This is a genomic window from Brevibacterium picturae, assembly GCF_030453725.1.
Taxonomy (GTDB): domain Bacteria; phylum Actinomycetota; class Actinomycetes; order Actinomycetales; family Brevibacteriaceae; genus Brevibacterium; species Brevibacterium sandarakinum_A.
In genome coordinates, this window is the sequence record NZ_JAKDJU010000012.1 from 1 (window position 1) to 12,588 (window position 12,588).

Sequence of the window (12,588 nt, forward strand, 5' to 3'; positions counted from 1 at the left end):
GACCTGGCGGCAAGCCTCGTGATGAGCCCGAAGGTGCTCTTCCTCGACGAGCCGAAGATGCTCAAGGGAGATACCCGTTGCTTGCTCTCCCAGTCTACCGGATATGCCTTGGCAGCGTAGAGATCCGGACAAGGACGTCCCGGCGTTCCTAGTCGATACGGAACCTGTTTCGGTACTCGTTCGGGGCGACGTTCAAGGCTCTGCGGAAGGCACGGGTGAGCGTGTCGACGGTACCGATGCCACACGCGGTGCTGCACCATCCATTCCTTCCTCGTTGACGCCGGCGTCGCCCCGTCAGAGGCGGCGCACTTCGTGCCGCACCAGGCCAATAGCGTCATGCTCGCCGAACTCCTCGACACCCTCGACCTGCCCAACGCGACCCAGCACTTGGTTGTCGAACGGCTCGGCAACCCCGGCTCCGCCTCCATCGCGATCACTCTCAGCGAACTCGCCACGCCCGGCCAAGCGATCCCTGGCGACTACGTGCTTTTAGCGGCATTCGGTGGTGGCATGTCCGTCGGCCTCACCCTCATACAGTGATGAACGGCACGCGCATCTACTGACTTGAAATTCAGGATTACGCAATGACGGATGTGAGGCAGTCTCCCTGAAGCGATTGGCTGCCTCATATTCTTGACCAAATGCTTCGTTATCCCCAGGCGGATCGTCCAGGATCGCGCGAATTTGATCCGTTCAACCCTTGCCAGGAACTCTCATCCTGTTCCGACCGGCTTTCGATCGTCCGAAAGGTCACGCCGGTGCCAAAGAACGACTGAAGCCCTCAGGGACGGCTGTCGGGCAATTGAGGGAGATCCCCGCGTCGTTGAGCGCTGCCCGCCCGGCGGGAGTGAGACGCACGGCCCGGGTACGACCCCTGCGGGAAAGCCATTCCTTATCCAGCAGAGTCTTGCAGATTCCCGTGCCGAGAGGGCCGGCGAGGTGGAAGCGGCGTTCGGTGGAGTCCATGCACGACCTGCCCGTGTCGAGCATCTTCGGGGGCACACCCCACTGTATGAACAAGCGATGACCTTGATTAGTGACCTGACAGTGCGAGTCGATGAACTCGTGCTCTTCCAGTTGTTCAGCCAGGCGCACCCCGAGCTTACCGGCGAGGTGCTGATAACAGGTGCGGCCTTCACGTAGGTTCGCATTCGCCCGTGACGCGCTGAGGCTGTGAGGAGTGGGCAGGGGCGAGCGGGCGACCACGCCAAGGCTCTCGACCACTCGTGCGATGTCTTCCCCGGCCAGGCGAATGTAGCGGTGCCGGCCCTGCCGAATGTCGTGGACGAGACCGTGGGTGACGAGCACGTCAACATGCTCGCTCGCCGTCGACCGGGCCAGGCCCGCGTACCTGCCCAGTTCACCAACCGTCCAGGCCCGCCCGTCCATGAGCGCAGCACACATGGCCGCCCGCGACGAGTCAGCCAGAGCCGACGCGACTGTCGAGATATCCGGGACCGCTTCAGGAAACACGCGCGCAACCATGCCTCCAGTGTGCACCCGGAACTGTTCGGTGACGACCGAACAATCGCAGGCGCAGTCTGAACTCACCAGATTCATTGCATCAGGAGACGAAGGGAGCGATCGCGATGAACGGGGACCGCCAACGGCTACGCGGGCACTACGATGAGGACTTCTACTGGGAACGCGTTGACCGCAACCTGGGTTGGCTCGGCGACACCACCGAGGAACAGCGTGAACGCCAAGCACGGTTGCGCGATGCCGTGATCGGCATCGTCGGCACCGGGGGCATCGGCGGTGCCGCAGCCGCCCGCCTGGTGCGCATGGGCGCACTCAACCTGAAACTGGCCGATCCCGACCACTTCGACCTGACTAACGTGCAACGCCAGTACGGCGCCGGGCGAGACACGATCGGCCGCAACAAGGCCGAAGTCGTCGCGGAGCAGGTCTTCGCACTGACCGGGGATGCCAACATCGATGTCTTCCCCGAGGGCATCACCCCGGACACGGCTGAAGAGTTCATGGACGGCTGCGACTATGTGATGGACCAGATGGAGTTCTACCAGATCAGCAACCGCTACGCCCTCCATCGCGCCTTCCCCGCCTCGGACCGGTGCAGGTTCATGTTCAAGATCCCGACCGTCGCGCACTCGACGGTCGTGTTCACCTACACGAAGGACTCGATGCCCATCGAGGAGGTCTACGATCTCCCCGAGGATGCCGAGTTCACCCCGGACGTGATCCACCGGCTGATGGAACGCATCATGCCCGAGCATCAGGACTTCCCCTCGCCAGGCACGCTGGATGAGTGGTTCGTGGAGAAGCAGACGATGCCGATCTTCGGAGCCTGCCCGCCCCTGGCCGAAGGCGTCCTCGTTGAACGCCTCGCCCAAGAGATCATGGACTTGCCCGGCCGTACGCCTCTGCCCGTGCAGCCCGGGTACGCGCTCTTCGACACCCTGACCTGGGAAGCGAAGACCGTTGAGAAGGCGTGGTGGGCGAAATGACACGCATGGTGCTCTTCACCGAGACCAATTCCGTCTTTGGCTCTTACTTCCTCACCCGACTTGCCAGGCACGATGATGTCAGCCTGGCGGCTGTGGTGCTGCGTGAACCCGGCGCACTCTGTGACTACTACCTCGATGAGCCCGAGCCCCTCGACCTCGCGAAGGACGCCGCCGAGCTGGATGTGCATACGCTGCGGCCGGCGCACATCAACACCGACGAATTCATTACCGCCATTGGGGGCCTGGCGCCGGACTACTTCATCGTCGCCAACTACCAGCTGCGGCTCGGGCAGCGACTCCTCGCGGTTCCGAGCTACGACGCCCTCAACTTCCACCCCAGCCCGTTGCCCCGCTATGCGGGCTGGCACCGTTCTATTGGATGGCCGAGAACCACGAGACCCAGGGCGGAGTCTCCGCAGTGCGAACGACAGCTGGGCTCGACGAGGGCCCCCTCGTCGCCCAGCAACTCCTCGCGCTCACCGGGGGAGAGACGGCCAGGGAGATCCGGGACATGCACTTCGCCGCGTCCTGGCGCCTGTTCGATCTGGTGCTGCCGACACTGCTGGACCGGTCCTACCGGACCTGGGATCAAGACCTGAGCAAGCGCACCTACTTCGGCCACCCGCCCGCCGAGGCTTCGCTGGAGTCTCGCGTATGACCGCGCATCGGCGCACGGCGCTGGTCGCGACCCTCCTCGGTTTCTTCATCGTCATGCTCGATACGACCATCGTCAATGTCGCCCTCGCCGAGATCGGCACTGACCTCGACACGACGGTGGGCTCACTGCAGTGGGTCGTCGACGCTTACACCCTCGTGTTCGCCGCGTTCCTTCTCACAGCTGGGGCCGCATGCGACCGTCTCGGGGCCCGCAGGGTCTACCTCGCTGGCCTGGTGGTCTTTGCTGTGCTCTCGGCCGTGTGCGCCCTCGCTCCCACAGGCGGGTTCCTCGTCGCTGGTCGCGCCGTCCAGGGCGTGGGCGCGGCAGCGATCGTGCCGGGCTCTCTGGCATTGCTGTCGGCTGTGTACGACGATCCGAAGGAACGAGCACGCGCCATCGGGCTGTGGGGCGGCGCAGGAGGTGTTGCCGCCGCGATCGGACCGGTCCTGGGCGGAGCGCTGGTGTCGACGATCGGGTGGCGGGCGGTGTTCTGGGTCAACCTCCCCATCGTCGCTATCGGCTGTCTGCTCACCTTGTGGGCAATTCCCGCGCTCACGGGCAGTCGCGCGAGACGGGTGGACCTACCCGGACAGGTGCTCTCCGTGCTCACGCTGGTGGCAGTAACCTATGCAGTCATCACCGCAGGCGAACACGGATGGTCACCCTGGCAGGTAGCCGTGCTGATCGCCGGGGGCGTCTTCCTCGCCCTGTTCATCATCGCAGAGCGACGACACCCGGACCCGATGCTGCCGATGGCCTTGTTCACTCGTGCCCGGTTCTCCGTGGCCGCAATGGTAGGGCTCGCGCTCAACATCAGCTTCTTCGGACAACTCTTCGTGCTCTCCCTCTTCTTCCAGCAGTACCTGGGATACGAGCCGTGGCTGGCAGGCCTCGCGCTGGCACCACAGGCGTGCAGCGCCGTGGTCGCGTCACCGCTGGGCGGCCGTGCCGTCGCCCGGTGGGGCGCGTTCCCCACCATGCTCACCGGCCTGGTAGTCGGCACGATCGGCTTCAGCAGCCTCGTGCTGCTCACCGCAGAAACCCCTTACGTGGTGGTCGCGGTGTTGACCTTCACGGCTGGATTCGGGATGGCCTTCGCGATGCCGGCCGCGACCTCGGCCGCAGTGGCCTCGGCCCCGCCGGAACATGTCGGCATCGCAGGAGGAGTCATCAATGCCGCCCGCCAGACCGGCAGCGTCGTCGGCGTCGCAGTCCTCGGCGCAATGGTCGCCAGTGGAGCGTTCCTCACAGGCTTCCACACAGCCGTCGCGGTCGCCGGTGGAGTCTTCGGTGCCGCAGCGCTCGTAGTTGCTGCCACCATCATCAGTCACCTACAGGAGCCAGTTACACCTGAAGTTTAGAATCATTGTGTGATGAAGCACCATCGGAGGAGGTCGAAGAAGCCGCCAGTCGAACGCGTACTGTGCTCCGAAACTGGTAAACGCGAATACGAGCACTATGATGACGCCGTGCATGTAGCACTGAAACGGTCGCGACGGGCAGGGCCGCTGCGGATCTACGAATGCCCCTCGTGCGGGTCGTGGCACCTAACCAAGCGCCCTGACTGGGGCAAACCACCGGCGAACTAATGACACTGTACGGGTCTGTCTCGGCGAGGAACGCTCCGGAGCGCGTCTTTCCTGGACGCTCCAGGAGTTTCGTTCTCATGCATAGGCAGCCGAGGCGCGCTGCAAGGCTTGTAGCCCTGAGGTCAGTCGCCTAGGGCTTTGTACAACGTGAGGGCCAAGGCTGTGCGGTCTCTCGCATCGAGTTTCCGCAGGAGGGCCGAAACATGGTTCTTGACGGTTCCTTCGGCGAGAACAAGAGTTTCGGCGATCTCGGGGTTCGTCAGCCCACGGGCGACGAGTTCGGCCACTATGCGTTCACCGCGAGTGAGTATCGCCAGAGGCTCATCTCGGGAGTCTTTAGTTCGCATCGCTGCCTTCGCGACGCGCGGATCGATCACCATCCCACCGTCAATTACCGCATGCAATGCAGCTGTGAGTCCCTCGACAGATGTGTCTTTGAGTAGGAAGCCCGAGGCACCGGCAGCCAGTGCCGACTGCACGAGTGCATCATCATCGAAGGTCGTCAGGACCAGGACCGGCAGACCAGGGTATCGGGTGGCGCATTGGGATGTGAGTTCCACGCCGTCCATACCAGGCATGCGCGCGTCTGTGAGAACCACATCGACTTCTTCATCGGCTAGGGCCGCGAGTGCCGTTTCCCCATCCGATGCCTGGGCCACGATCTCGATCCCACCGGCCGTGGAGAGGAGCATGGTCAGGCCTCGACGTATCAGCTGCTGATCTTCAACCAACAGCACTCGTATCGAGTCTGGACTGGTCACGTCGTCTCCTCTCGGCCGGGGGCGCCAGAGCCGCTGAGCGGCACAACGACGTCGAGGTGGAACTCGCCGTCAATTCTGCGGGCGTGCATGGACCCGCCATGCTCTGCGGCGCGATCGGAAATTCCTCGCAACCCGAACCCGAAGTCGGGTACTGACTCCGGCGGTTCGGCGGCCGTGGCCCATCCGAAGTCGTTGATGACGGCCAACTCCATTCGGCGCTCCTTTACTGCGAGGAAGATACGCACTGTCCGGGCTCGGCTATGACGCAAGGCGTTGGTCAAACCTTCTTGAACTGCGCGGTAGATCAGCAGCGCGACCTCGTCATCACTGGCGAGTTCACGGTCTGACGCTTCATCACCAGACACGTCCACAGTCAGACCGGTGCCTCGGAACGATTCGGCGATGAGCTCAAGTGCGGCAAGGCCGCGGGCTCCGGCGTCTCGGACTGGATTCAGGGCTCGTACCCACATCCGCATCTCGGCGAGAGCGTCACTGGTGGTGTCCTTGGCGGTGCGGATCTCCTCCCACGCCTGGTCAACATCGATCCCACGCATCCTTTCAGCCAGTTCGAGGCTCATCGAGACAAGCGTGAGGCGGTGACCGAGCCCGTCGTGGAGTTCTCGCGCGCTCCGGGCTCGCTCGTCGGAAAGCAGGAGTTCTTTTTCCATCTCCGTGGCATGGCGCAGGCGAACGATCACCTTCTGATCATCGTGCCGACGTTTCTCGAAACTGCGCAGCGAGAGACCGAGGGCGATCCCAAAACACAAGAGCACGGCGACGGGGACGACATTGATCAATCCTTGTGTCGCACCGGCGAGAAACGCGTTCCACGACGTCAGACTGCCGAATACATGCAGGGCGAAACCTACGCACGAGATCCAGATAGTTGCATGGACCCCCGCCCTGAGAGAGACGTCAACGACGGCGAACGCGACTACCAGAAGCAGGACCGGGATGGTGAAGTCCAGGGTGCCGAAAACGGCGACCGGGGTTGCCAGGAGAACGGCAAGCATCGTCCATTCGACACCGTGGCCGGCGCGGACCACGCGCGGGCGCAGGGCCCAAAGGGCGGTGATGATCGGCACGAGAGCCAGCCATGTGATGGCGACGGGGAGGCCATCTCCTGTTTGCACCGCGTCGACGGCACGCAGAACTGCCGCGGTGAGCAGGCAACAGAGCGCGACTGCTTGGAGGACCACCAGCGTGCGCTCGACACTCACGTGGAACGAACCCATACGGTCAAGCCTAGCTTCGCTGACTGCTGAGCACCCATGACCGTGGTCATGTTTATGTCGTGACCGTGGGTGGACGCGCTGGCCCCGCGTGCGGGCATAGCGTGAAAGGCATATCAACCGCAGGAGTCCAGACGCAGAGGGGAGCAACGATGCCACTCGATCTTCAGTACTTGCGGTACTGTCAGCCAGGAAATCCGTTCTATGCTCCTGCGGTTGTTGATGAGACCGGTGACGTCTTCGATGTTTCTACCCATGCGGGTGCCGGGTGGAGTTCGAAGACCACGTACCCGTGGATCAACTGGATCCCGGATGAATGGTCATTCCCTCGGCAGGGGTGGAAGATTCACGTCTCGGCGACGTCCGAGAACGCGGAGACCGTGATCTCGACCACGGCGCGGTTTTGTTTCCGTGCCGGTTTGGCGTTCAAGCATCTGGCCTCCGCCCGCGACCTGCTGAACCAAAACAGCAAGTATGCGGACCGCTCTGCCGCGGGGAAGTTCATCACTGTCTATCCCAGCTCCGACGAGGAGTTCGCATTCGCTCTCGACGAACTTGACGGTCTCCTCGCTGGAGGTGAAGGACCGTATATCCTCTCAGACAAGCGATGGAGATCAGGGCCTGTCTACTTCCGATACGGTGCCTTCGTCCCGCCATCCGATGACGCACCCTTCGTCTCAACGTTGATCGACCCTGAAGGCAACGAAGTCGAAGATCCACGTCGGCCCACGTACACGCCTCCGGAATGGGCGACACTGCCGGAGAAGGTGGACGCTGCCGCCGGCGACGAAGACGTCCATTTCCCTTTCACGATGCGCTCTGCGCTCCATTTCTCCAACGGCGGCGGCGTGTACCTCGCTGAGGCCACAACCGATGAGTATGTTCCAGCAGGCACGAACGTCGTCTTGAAGGAAGCACGCCCCCATGCGGGGTTGGACGTCGACGGGACCGACGCAGTGGCCCGGCTCAGCCATGAAGCCGACGTGCTGCAAGGGCTGGAAGGTCTCGACTGCGTTCCGGCCTACTACGGGTCGTTCACCGCATGGGAACACCGATTCCTCGTCATGGAGCACATCCAGGGTCAGGACCTCAAACGAGAATGGATGACACGCACCCCGGTGCTGCGACCTGCTCCCTGGGATCTCCAGGACGACGCCTACGTGGCCTGGCTCGCCTCTACTGTTAAACGCCTGGATGAGGCTCTGACCGCTGTACACGATGCGGGATGGCTCCTTGGCGATATTCACCCCAAGAACGTCATCATGCGAGACGGGACCACCCCCTGTTTCATCGATTTCGAGTTCGCACACCGCATGGACCCCGACTGGCGCTGCCAGCAGGGCGCTCCGGGCTATGAACCCTTCTTCGGACTGACCGGCACGGCTGCCGATCGGTGGTCGATGGGAATGCTGGAACTGGACTTGATCTATCCCCAGGCCACGATTGCCGATCAGGGCAATGCCTGGAAGATCGAGCAGCTGCTCAACAGCGGCGCCCACTCGCTTGCTGTACCCGAGTCTGTACGCGCTTCGATCCGCAGGGCCACGGTCGATGTGTTGCCTGCGACGCGGAGGGGTGAGCTCGATGACCGAGTCCGCGGAATCGAAGCCCTCACGGATGCCAGGCTACGCGAGGAGATCACACGCGGTCTTCGGAGCCTGATGGACTGGGGCGACGAGGGTCCGCTCGCACCCGGAGACATCGCCCTGTTCGCCTCCGACGGGGCGGAGCATCAAGCAGGATACCCCTACGGTGCCGCAGGAATCATCGACCAACTACGCCGCTCACCGGCCGGGATCGACCGTCATACCGCAGATGCATGGCTGGCCGCCCGTACTGGCGACATTCACTCACGAGGTCTGCGCGGCCGGGAAGGCCTGGCGCATGCCGCGCGCGATGCTGATCTCGGTCAAACACTGACCGCCCTGGAGCCCGCATCCGGATCGGAGCCGACCGATCCGACTCTCTGGTCAGGCTGGGCCGGCGTGGGCTTGTACAACCTCGCATCAGGTGATGATCCGCTCATGGCGGCACACCACCTGGAGAGGCTCCTCGACGACGGCGTCCAGGGAGAAACCGTGGGCCTGCTCAACGGCTGGTGCGCGGCCGCGATCCTCTTCGCCAGGCTCCATGAGCAGACAGGGGAAGGCCGATATGTCTCCCTTGCCACACGCGCGATCGAGGCGGATCTCGCTCGATGCACGACAACGAAGAACGCCACCTTGGAATTCGACGAGGGCTGGCGAACCCTGCCGTATCTCGGCGTCGGCTCCCTCGGGGTCGGACTGGCGATCCTCGAACTACAGCGCGTCACGGACACACAAGTGTTCGCCGACCCCTTGGCGGGAATCGACGCGGCAGCCACCTACCACCAGTGCGCCCAAGCATCACTTGCCCACGGACTCGCCGGCTTCCTGATTTACCTCAACCGGCGAGTGCGTCATCGACCGAGCCCCGTACTCGACGAGGTCATCGCCTCACACCTTCAGTCCTTGCGCCTCCACGCCGTCACAGATGACACCGGGGTGTTCTTCCGAGGAAACCAGAATCTTCGCCTGTCGTCGGACTATCTCACCGGGGCCAGCGGCGTACTCGCCGCCCTGAACGAGATCCTCGACGACAGCCCAAGCCTCCCGTTCGGAATCTGAACGGGTGACATCCGCGGTGAAAGGAGGTGAATGATGAACCGCATCCTTGAGTTCCAGACCATTGAAGGCGAGGTCGACGCGCACGATGCCGCGCGCGTGAGCAGCTTCAGTGTGAACCCGCCGTGCCCGGGCTGGCCCAGCTCGATCACGTGGGGCAACTGCTGAGGCCCCCTCACAACCGGTGGCCGCGGTCCTGAGCGCGCACGCAATCGGAACCGTGGCCACCACCCATGACCATGTCCACCTCTCTTGACGGAAGAAGCTGCCTTGACCACGATGCTCAGCGCCACAGACCTCCGACGGGTCGTGAAATCGGGGCCGACGACGACCGACATCCTGCGCGGATGCGACCTCGAGCTGCACGGTGGCGGCCTGACGGCAGTGGTGGGACACTCCGGCTCTGGTAAGTCGTCATTGCTGATGTGCCTCAGCGGTCTCGATGAACCAACGTCGGGGACAGTCACCATTAACGGTCAGGATATCTACCGTCAATCGGCGAGCAGGCGCGCGAGCATGCTCCGAACCGAGATCGGATTCGTCTTCCAGCAGTACAATCTCGTTCCCTTCCTCACCGTCGAGGAGAACATCACGCTTCCATTCCAGCTTGATCGGGCGAAGGTGCCCCACGACACGATCAGCCACCTCGTCGAGTCGTTCGGTCTCGGCCATCGACGCCGTGCACCAGCGCGGACACTCTCCGGCGGCGAACAACAACGGACCGCGTTGTGTCGGGCTCTGGCGCGACGCCCGGGCATCGTCTTCGCCGACGAACCGACAGGAGCGCTGGATTCCCAGAGCACCGGTATCGTCCTGCACACACTGAGGCAGATGGCAGACGAGGGGCAGATGATCGTCATGGTCACCCACGATCTGGAGGCCGCAGCCTTCGCCGATACCGTCATCGTGATGCACGATGGCCGCACCGTTGACACCGTCGGCCGCACCACCAGCCAGGAGCTGTTGGGCATCATGTCTGGTCTCGGGGCCTGAGCGCATGCAACGCTACGTTCTGAGAATGTTCGCCGACGAATGGCGGCAATGGGCACCCGCTATCGCGGTCGTCGCCGTGATCGCGACGATGATCGGTCTCTGCGTCCATCAGTTCGCTTGGACGACCGCCCCGCAGTTCCGTGCCGCCGTCGCCAGCGCGGGCGTGCCCCTCGCCGAGTTCCAGATCCTCTCGGTCACCATCTACACGGTGATTGCCCTCGTCTCTTGGGTCGCCCTGACCGTGGTCGGTCGCGCAAGCATCCAAGCCACCCGCCACTCCCACGCGCTCTGGCTCCTGCTCGGGGCATCTCCACGAGCAGTGTTCCTATCCGCGTTACTTGTCCTGGTCATCGTGAGTCTCTGCGGTGCGATCCTCGGTGCCCTTGCCTCGACTCTCCTGGGTTTTTGGGCGATACCGGCGTTCAATACGGAAGTGTCTGCCAGCGTCGACCTGCCGGGATTCACCATCGCTCCTTGGGCCCCTGTGGCGATCGTTGTCATCAGCGTCGTCACGGCGATGGTCGGCGGGCTGATGCCCGCCAGGCGGGCATCCCGTATCCAACCCAGCGTCGCGCTGCGCACATTCCACCAGCCGGGCCGGCGCACTCTCTCGACGGTCTTCCGGATCATCGGCGGGTTCTTCTTCCTCGTGGTCGCCGCCGCTCTTGTCGTGGCTTCGAGCTTCGCCTCCCAGCTCGGTTCCACCGGACCCGGCCCGATGTTCAACCTCGCAGTCAACGCCGGTGGCAGTGCCTTGATCGCCGTCTACCTCCTGTGTCCCGAGATCGTCAGGTTCATCTTCTGGCTCCTTCACAAGCTCTTTGCGCGCGCAGGATTGGTGGTGCCGGCACTGGGCACTCGTGCCGCGGCAGCACGGGCACAAGTCAGTACCACGACGATTGCCCCATTGGCTGCCGGCCTTGGGGGAATCGGCCTGCTGCTGTGCGCGGTGAACTCGGTGGCCGCGATGACCCAGATCCTTCAACCTGGGACACCGACGAACCTGGCCGATGTGTGGACGATCGTGGCCGTTGTCGCCGTGTCGATGCTCGCCACGAGCGCGGCGGTGGTCGCACTGTCGGCTCGCGGACGCGGACGCGAGATCGCCTTGCTCCAGGCAGCCGGCATGCACGCAGGACAGGTCCGCGTCCTCATCGCGGCGGAAAGCTTCGCGATGTCCATAGCCGCCGCAGTCACGGCAGTCGTTCCCGTGGTCACCGGCGGACTGGTCTGCGCCTTCGTGTCAGCAGCTGCTCTCGACGGGGCCGCGGTCGTGGTGTGGCCGCTGCCGAGCATGCTGCTCGGGTTGCTCGCCTCGTGGCTCCTGCTGTTCATCATTCTGGTGATCCCGACGATCGCACCGCTGCGCGACGGACCAGGCGCACAACTGCGAGAGCAGGGACCCTGATGGGGCGGACTGCCGTCGGCGTCATCGAGCCACACATCCGTGATCTCGCCGAACACCTGCGCGCACTCGAAACACTCCGGCCTCAAGCGCAGGAACCAGCGCGTACGTCGCAAGAGCGCGTCCACACCATCCGGCTTCAGACTCCTACCGGTGCCGAGACCACCGAGACGATCACACTCCGGGCTGGAGAGTCACTCCTTCCAGCGGCAGGCAATACCATGTTCGCCGTTGTCGGCGACACCGATGGTGACGAGAACTACCGACTCCTGATTTACACCGCCGCCGCGAAGGGCGTCGAACTCGCGCATGACGAAGCTCCCGTCTCGCCTCGTGTGCGCGCCTTTGGAAGTGGGCTTCTTTGGATACGCCGAGACCGATTCCTCAGGCCGCACCAGCTGCTCTGGTGGCATCCGGAGAGCGCCCGGCCGACTGTCTTATCGGAAGAGCCGGACTCCACACGCCGCCTTGAACTTCGCAGCGTCACCGACGACACGGCGATTCTTGCCTCCCGCGGTTCAGACACCGCTCGGCATTGGATCATCTCCGGCCATGACGACACGAACCCGACCTGCCAATCGCTGACACAGCGCACCTCTGATGCGGACGTCACCATCTCGCAGCAGACAGTGGTCGTTCTCGATCGACCAAATGGGCGGCTCTGGGATTATTGCCGCGAACACGTTTTGGCCGAGACCCCGTCCGGATTCTCCGCCGAGCATCTCCAACCGTCAGGCGATGCGTTCCTTGTCATCGGAAGGGCCAACGGGCGGCAAGCTATCTGGCTGCCAGCCCACGGACCGCAAGCTATATGGACCGCGCCCCCCGCGGGCACGA

The 12,588-nt window shown here is 63.6% G+C and carries 11 protein-coding genes and 1 pseudogene; 9 read left to right on the forward strand and 3 right to left on the reverse strand.

The features are described from left to right. Positions 1–258 precede the first annotated feature (258 nt). Positions 259–540 carry a 3-oxoacyl-[acyl-carrier-protein] synthase III C-terminal domain-containing protein gene (locus L0G76_RS02605; RefSeq protein WP_083476082.1) on the forward strand — a complete coding sequence of 94 codons (282 nt, stop codon included), beginning with the start codon at positions 259–261 and terminating at the stop codon, positions 538–540. A 210-nt stretch (positions 541–750) separates the two neighbouring features. Here L0G76_RS02605 and L0G76_RS02610 read toward each other — a convergent pair whose 3' ends face one another. Then, positions 751–1,485: an ArsR/SmtB family transcription factor gene (locus tag L0G76_RS02610; protein ID WP_055089920.1), complete on the reverse strand. Its 735-nt coding sequence runs from the start codon at positions 1,483–1,485 to the stop codon at positions 751–753. A 104-nt stretch (positions 1,486–1,589) separates the two neighbouring features. Here L0G76_RS02610 and L0G76_RS02615 point away from each other — a divergent pair, with 104 nt between their 5' ends. The 4 genes and pseudogenes from L0G76_RS02615 (at position 1,590) to L0G76_RS02630 (ending at position 4,487) form a co-directional block, all read left to right on the forward strand. Continuing rightward, entirely contained in the window at positions 1,590–2,468 is an 879-nt protein-coding gene (locus L0G76_RS02615; RefSeq protein ID WP_096167763.1) for a ThiF family adenylyltransferase, read from the forward strand. A 5-nt stretch (positions 2,469–2,473) separates the two neighbouring features. Next, positions 2,474–2,776, forward strand: a pseudogene (locus L0G76_RS02620) (methionyl-tRNA formyltransferase); the annotation flags it as partial. Between the two features lie 71 nt (positions 2,777–2,847). Further along, positions 2,848–3,126: a hypothetical protein gene (locus tag L0G76_RS02625; protein ID WP_240519928.1), complete on the forward strand. Its 279-nt coding sequence runs from the start codon at positions 2,848–2,850 to the stop codon at positions 3,124–3,126. Continuing rightward, the gene (locus L0G76_RS02630; RefSeq protein ID WP_096157490.1) at positions 3,123–4,487 is read left to right on the forward strand and encodes an MFS transporter; all 1,365 of its coding nucleotides are present in this window, start codon (positions 3,123–3,125) and stop codon (positions 4,485–4,487) included. The genes L0G76_RS02625 and L0G76_RS02630 overlap by 4 nt, the downstream gene beginning before the upstream one ends. A 350-nt stretch (positions 4,488–4,837) precedes the next feature. Here the strand turns inward: L0G76_RS02630 and L0G76_RS02635 are convergent, their stop codons facing one another. Both L0G76_RS02635 and L0G76_RS02640 read right to left on the reverse strand, forming a co-directional pair. After that, the gene (locus L0G76_RS02635; protein WP_232254143.1) at positions 4,838–5,476 is read right to left on the reverse strand and encodes a response regulator transcription factor; all 639 of its coding nucleotides are present in this window, start codon (positions 5,474–5,476) and stop codon (positions 4,838–4,840) included. Beyond that, complete coding sequence (locus tag L0G76_RS02640) at positions 5,473–6,711, reverse strand: sensor histidine kinase (RefSeq protein WP_096167735.1); 1,239 nt, start codon at positions 6,709–6,711, stop codon at positions 5,473–5,475. Before L0G76_RS02640 ends, L0G76_RS02635 begins: the two co-directional genes overlap by 4 nt. Positions 6,712–6,860: 149 nt before the next feature. On the opposite strand from L0G76_RS02640, the gene lanKC reads away from it, so the two are divergent. The 4 genes from lanKC to L0G76_RS02660 all read left to right on the forward strand — a co-directional run bounded on the left by lanKC (position 6,861) and on the right by L0G76_RS02660 (position 11,754). After that, positions 6,861–9,356, forward strand: coding sequence for a class III lanthionine synthetase LanKC (gene lanKC, locus L0G76_RS02645; RefSeq protein WP_096167732.1), 2,496 nt, complete (start codon positions 6,861–6,863; stop codon positions 9,354–9,356). Positions 9,357–9,386: 30 nt separating this feature from the next. Next, positions 9,387–9,521 (forward strand): hypothetical protein, encoded by a 135-nt coding sequence (locus L0G76_RS02650; protein ID WP_257943974.1) that lies wholly within the window; start codon positions 9,387–9,389, stop codon positions 9,519–9,521. Positions 9,522–9,632: 111 nt separating this feature from the next. Beyond that, positions 9,633–10,346 carry an ABC transporter ATP-binding protein gene (locus L0G76_RS02655; protein ID WP_232254192.1) on the forward strand — a complete coding sequence of 238 codons (714 nt, stop codon included), beginning with the start codon at positions 9,633–9,635 and terminating at the stop codon, positions 10,344–10,346. A 4-nt stretch (positions 10,347–10,350) separates the two neighbouring features. After that, positions 10,351–11,754, forward strand: coding sequence for an FtsX-like permease family protein (locus L0G76_RS02660; RefSeq protein ID WP_096167730.1), 1,404 nt, complete (start codon positions 10,351–10,353; stop codon positions 11,752–11,754). Positions 11,755–12,588 lie beyond the last annotated feature (834 nt).